This is a genomic window from Streptomyces hirsutus (genome assembly GCF_001418415.1).
Lineage (GTDB): Bacteria > Actinomycetota > Actinomycetes > Streptomycetales > Streptomycetaceae > Streptomyces > Streptomyces hirsutus.
Genome location: NZ_LIQT01000738.1, coordinates 2,378 through 2,602, shown reverse-complemented (window position 1 = coordinate 2,602; position 225 = coordinate 2,378). Strand labels below are relative to the sequence as shown.

Sequence of the window (225 nt, the reverse complement as noted above, 5' to 3'; positions counted from 1 at the left end):
CCAGGGCGTACGGGGGATCGGGAAACTGTTGTCGGCACGCGGGGGCAGACCGGCCGATCTGGCGCGGGAACTGGGCATGCCGCCGTGGAAGATCGACCGGGTCCGGCAGCAGATGCGGGGCTGGACCCCCGACGGCGTGTCCGTCGCCCTGCGGGCGGTGGCCGAGGCGGACGCCGGCGTCAAGGGCGGCGGGGAGGACCCGGGGTACGCCCTGGAGAAGGCGGT

At 75.1% G+C, this 225-nt stretch carries 1 pseudogene; it reads left to right on the top strand.

What is annotated here, in order from left to right:
• Positions 1-225 (top strand): annotated as a pseudogene (locus tag AOK11_RS41310) (DNA polymerase III subunit delta); the annotation flags it as partial.